Below are 4884 nucleotides of genomic sequence, written 5' to 3' on the forward strand. Positions count from 1 at the left end.
TCGAGCACGACACCCTCCGCTCGCTCGGGCTCGACGAAGAGGGACCCGCGCGACTGGCGTTAGCGGTCAATGCCGATTCCCTCGCCACCTGGTTTCTGCCCGCCGTGGCTCGGATCGTGGCCGAGGGGGACGTCGCGATCGAACTGCGTCGCGACGACCAGGACTACACGGCACGCCTGCTCGCAGACGGAAGTGTCTCGGCTGCTGTGACGTCGCAGAGCGCCGCGGTCGCCGGCTGCACGGTGACGCCGCTCGGGGTCATGTCGTATCGGGCATGCGCGACCCCCGTGTTCGCGCGGCGCTGGTTCGCGGGAGGGGTGAACGCGCAATCGCTCGCCCGTGCGCCCGTCATCGAATACGACCGTCGAGACGACCTGCAAGCGCGGTGGCTCCGCGCACGCGGCGCATCCGTCGAGACGCCGCCGCGAATATTCGTCCCTGCGTCCCACGACTTCGCGACCGCGGTGCGGTCGGGACTCGGATGGGGAATGCTCCCGCCCCTGCAAGCGGACGGGCCGATCGCCGCGGGCGAGATCGTGGTGCTCGAGGGCGATCCGATCGACGTGCCGCTCTATTGGCAGCAGTGGGACCTGCGATCACCCCTGCTCGACCGTGTTGCCCGCATCGTCGTCGACGAGGCGCGGCGGGCGCTCAGCCCAGCGGGAGGGCGGCCTGACTAGTCGTCGCTGACGCGCAGCACGATCTTGCCGCGCGTGTGGCCGTCCTCGATCTCGCGATGCGCCTCGGCGGCGTCCCCCAGGTCGAATACGCGGTCGATGTAGACCTGCACTGATCCCGAGGCGAGCAGGCGAGCGATCGTCGCGAGTGCCCCGCCGTCCGGGATCACCTTGTAGGTGGACGCGCGGACGTCCGCTGCCGAGGCATCCTCTTCGAACGTCGGCCAGCTTCCCGTCGGCACATTCACGATCAGCCCACCCCGCCGCAGGACCCCGAGCGAGCGGCTGCCCGTGGCGTCGAGCGTGTTGCCGACCAGGTCGATCACCACATCGACGTCGGCCACGACATCCTCGAACTTCGTCGTGGTGTGATCGATGACGACGGATGCTCCGAGTTCACGCAGCCACGCGGCGTTCCGCCCCGACGCCGTCGCCGTGACGTGCGCGCCAAAATACGACGCGAACTGCACGGCGAAGTGTCCGACGCCGCCGCTGCCGGCGTGGATCAGGATCCGCTGGCCCTCGTGCGCGTGCGCAGTTTCAACGATGAGGCCCCAGGCCGTGAGCGCGGCGAGCGGCACACCCGCGGCCTCCACGTGTGACAGACCCGTCGGCATCTTGGCGACCGAGAGCGAGGACACGACCGCATACTCCGCGTAGCTGCCGGGCGTGCGGGGGAACGCCGCGATGCCGTACACGGGCGTGCCCGGCTGAAGGGGATGCGTCTCGAAGGGCGCGCGGACCACGATCCCGCTGAAGTCGAAACCGAGGACCGCGGGGTACGACGCGATCGCTGATGACACGCCACGACCCGAGCGCGTCTTGGCGTCGATGGGGTTCACGCCCGCGGCGACGACCCGCACGAGCAGTTCGCTCATGACGGGAGCCGGGGTGGCGACCTCGGTGAGATGCAACGAATCCGCGTCTCCTGGCTCGTCGAACACGACGGCGCGCATCGTGTCCGGAACGCTTGGCGCCTCGGCGGGCGCTCCCGCGGGTCGTGGGGGGCGAACTGCCATGGCGGTGCTCCATTCTGCGCGATCCTGCAAACCGGCACGCGTGCACATGAGGCATGATGCACACCTGGCCCGGGGGCGCTATTGCCCCGAGGATCGGACTGGTCCCAGTAAAGCCGGGGATTGTCTCGACGGTGTTACGCAGGTGCTAACGTGCCGCTACGCCATACGGGTCGTCAGGCGGAGCCGGACGGGGTTTCGCCGGTCGACGCCGCGCGGAGCAGCCGCGTCAGGGTTCGGATGTCTGAGACATCCCAGTCCGCGAGTCGATCGTGCAGGGCGTGCGGGTCGGCGCTCCGGGCGGCTGCGAGCCGCTCCACACCTTCCGGCGTCGCCGTCAGCCGCGCCGAGCGGCCGTCTGCCGGATCGGCGGCACGCTCGATCAGACCCGCCTGCTCGAGCTCGCGCACCGTCCGGCTCACCTGGCCTTTGTCGGCGACGAGCGTCTCGGCAAGCACGGAGGGACTGATCGGCCCGTGCTTGACGATCGTCGTGAACACCTTGTACGCGCCGGGCAGCATTCCCGGGCTCAGCCTGTCGGCGCGGGCAGCCATGACCTGACGCATCCGTACCGAGAGTTCACCGAATTCCGATTCGAGCTCCCGCACCGCCTCGTGCCAGTCCGGGTTCGAGACGCGTTGCGGCTGATCGGTCATCGCTCGACGGTACCCTTCCCCGACGCGGGGATCGACTCCATGCCCTCGCTCGCGGTGAAAGTGGCGAGATCCGCCTCGCCCGCGGCCAACCGCTCGGTCGTGGTCATGCGGGTCAGCGGCCGATTGGGCAGGAAGACGATCGCGATGAAGCTGATGATCGCCAGTGGGACCGCGAACAGGAACGAGTGCGCGATGCCCTGTGCGTAGATGTCCTCGACGATGACGCGAACGCCGTCGGGAAGGGTGTTCACCGCGGGGAGTGTGCCGGACTGCAACTGAGCCGCAACCGCGAGGCCCGCGTCGCCGAGCGGGGCGAGCGCGGTACCGATCGCATCCCGGTACCGGACGAAGCCGTCGGCCACGCTCGACGCAAGCGCAGCCCCCATGACGGACACGCCGATCGTGCCGCCCAGGCTCCGGAAGAACGTGACGCCGGAGCTCGCGGCGCCCATCTCTTGGGGCTTGGCCGTGTTCTGCACGACGAGAACGAGGTTCTGCATTGTTGCGCCGACGCCCGCGCCGAGCAGAAACATGTACAGCGCGACGAGGGGGTACGGGGTGTCGTAGTGCAGCGTCGAGAGCAGCACCGAGCCGGCGATGAGCGACAGGGCGCCGCCGATCATGTACGCCTTCCAGCGGCCGAAGCGACTGATGAGTTGGCCGATGAGGATCGAGGTCACCAACAGCCCACCCATCATCGGGATCGTGAGCAGTCCGGCCTCGGCAGGAGTCGCGCCGCGCGACATCTGCATGTATTGGCCCAGGAACACGGCTGCCCCGAACATCGCGAGCCCCGTCGCGATCGAAGCGATCACCGAGAGTGTGAAGGTGCGGTTGCGGAACAGCGAGAGCGGGATGAGCGGCTCGCGCGAGCGCAGTTCGACCACGATGAACAAGGCGGTGGCGACGACGACCCCGCCGACCATGAGCCCCGTCTCGACGCTCCACCAGTCGTAGTTCTTGCCGGCGTTGGTGATCCAGACGAGCAGCAGCGACACGGCGGTCGAGAGCAGGACGATTCCGAGGTAGTCGATCCGGACCTTGCCGCGCCGAACGCGCGGTACGTGCAGGGTGCGCTGCAGGATCACGAAGGCGGCGATGGCGAACGGGATCGCGACGAAGAAGTTCCACCGCCATCCGATTCCGTCCGTGATGAATCCGCCGAGGAGCGGCCCGCCGACTGTGGCCAGGGCCATCACGGCGCCGAAGAGCCCCATGTAGCGGCCACGTTCGCGCGGGCTGATGATGTCGGCCATCAACACCTGGCTGAGGGCGGCGAGTCCACCGGCGCCCAGGCCCTGCACGGCGCGGAACGCGATCAGGGTGGCGGCGTCCTGCGAGAAGCCCGCCGCAGCGGTCGCGAGCACGAACAGCGCGAGAGCCAACTGGATCAGCAGCTTGCGGTCGAACAGATCGGCGAGCTTGCCCCAGATCGGCGTCGAGATCGCCGTGGTCAGAAGGGTGGCGGTGACGACCCAGGTGAACACGGTCTGGTCGCCCTGCAGGTCGTGCACGATGACCGGGAGCGACGTCGATACGACGGTGGCCGCGAGCATCGAGACGAGCATCCCGAGCAGCAGCCCGGAGAGGGCCTCGAGGACCTTTCGTCGCGACATCGGAGCGGGTGGTGCGGGCGGTGTGGCGTCGGTGGACGCGGAAGTCGAGGTGGCCATAGGGCCCTTTCCTGCGGAGCGAGCACCACGAGGCGTGGCGCGAAAGTTGAGTAAAGTCAACTATATATTTTCGTTGAGTAAAGTCAACTAAATCGCGCGGGCGCACGCCGGCGCCCGGCCCCATGATCCGGAGGCCGAGGGAGGAGTGCGTCAGTCCGCGAGGGCGAGCGCGCGGAACGGCTGCCGCGGGGCGACGCGAGGCATCCGCTCTTCGACGAACTCGAGCGTTCGTACCGGGGGAGGCGTTGCGGGTCGTGTGGTGCGGCGATGCAGTTCGTCGATCAGCGCATCAGCGAGGCGGATGAGGCGGGCGATCTCGCGGTCGTCGCGGTCCACCCACGCGCAGCGGGGTTCGTCGCCGATCGGCACGAAGCCGTCGTGCTGTTCCCACGCCACAAGGGTGCGCTCGGCGCCGAGCACGTGCTGCTGCCACCAGATCTGACGCATGTACGAGCGGGGGATGGATCGCCACGCCTTGTTCGTTGTCTTGATCTCGGCCAGCGTGATCGATCCGCTGGGCGTCGTGGCAACGCCGTCCGGAGTGGCGAGATGCCGCCGCTCCGCGACCGCGTGGAACAGGGCCGAGGAGGGGAGGATGCCGTGGATTGCGGCTACCCACGCCGCGATCTCGGGCTCGCGCTTTCGGCCGTGGTCGGTGAAGGCATTGCCGCTGAAGCGCGTTCCGATGAGCTTGGCGTCTGCGGCCTTCGCTATCGCGTTCTCGCTCGTGAGGCTCGCGACATCGGTTGCGGTGATGCCGCGGGAACGTGCCCGCACCCAGGCCACCCGGTCGCGCGAGTCCGCGACGATGCGGGCGGCGAGTTCGGGAAGCACGAATCGACCCTAACCCCGCGGCGTCCCG

5 protein-coding genes are annotated in these 4884 nt (G+C 68.6%); 1 reads left to right on the forward strand and 4 read right to left on the reverse strand.

Features of this window, described 5'->3' with window-relative positions; translation table 11 throughout:
• Nucleotides 1-680, forward strand: a 680-nt coding sequence (locus MIC448_RS16300) for an ArgP/LysG family DNA-binding transcriptional regulator (protein ID WP_036302127.1), incomplete at its 5' end; no start/stop codon positions are given.
• Here the strand turns inward: MIC448_RS16300 and MIC448_RS16305 are convergent.
• The 4 genes from MIC448_RS16305 to MIC448_RS16320 form a co-directional block, all read right to left on the reverse strand.
• Nucleotides 677-1696 (reverse strand): NADP-dependent oxidoreductase, encoded by a 1020-nt coding sequence (locus MIC448_RS16305; RefSeq protein ID WP_036302129.1) that lies wholly within the window; start codon nt 1694-1696, stop codon nt 677-679. The genes MIC448_RS16300 and MIC448_RS16305 overlap by 4 nt on opposite strands.
• A 173-nt stretch (nt 1697-1869) precedes the next feature.
• Nucleotides 1870-2349: a MarR family winged helix-turn-helix transcriptional regulator gene (locus MIC448_RS16310; protein ID WP_036302131.1), complete on the reverse strand. Its 480-nt coding sequence runs from the start codon at nt 2347-2349 to the stop codon at nt 1870-1872.
• Complete coding sequence (locus tag MIC448_RS16315) at nt 2346-4022, reverse strand: MDR family MFS transporter (protein ID WP_373457240.1); 1677 nt, start codon at nt 4020-4022, stop codon at nt 2346-2348. Before MIC448_RS16315 ends, MIC448_RS16310 begins: the two co-directional genes overlap by 4 nt.
• A 150-nt stretch (nt 4023-4172) precedes the next feature.
• Complete coding sequence (locus tag MIC448_RS16320; protein ID WP_036302134.1) at nt 4173-4856, reverse strand: YqaJ viral recombinase family protein; 684 nt, start codon at nt 4854-4856, stop codon at nt 4173-4175.
• Between the last annotated feature and the right edge of the window lie 28 nt (nt 4857-4884).

The organism is Microbacterium sp. C448 (assembly GCF_000582705.2).
GTDB lineage: Bacteria > Actinomycetota > Actinomycetes > Actinomycetales > Microbacteriaceae > Microbacterium > Microbacterium lacus_A.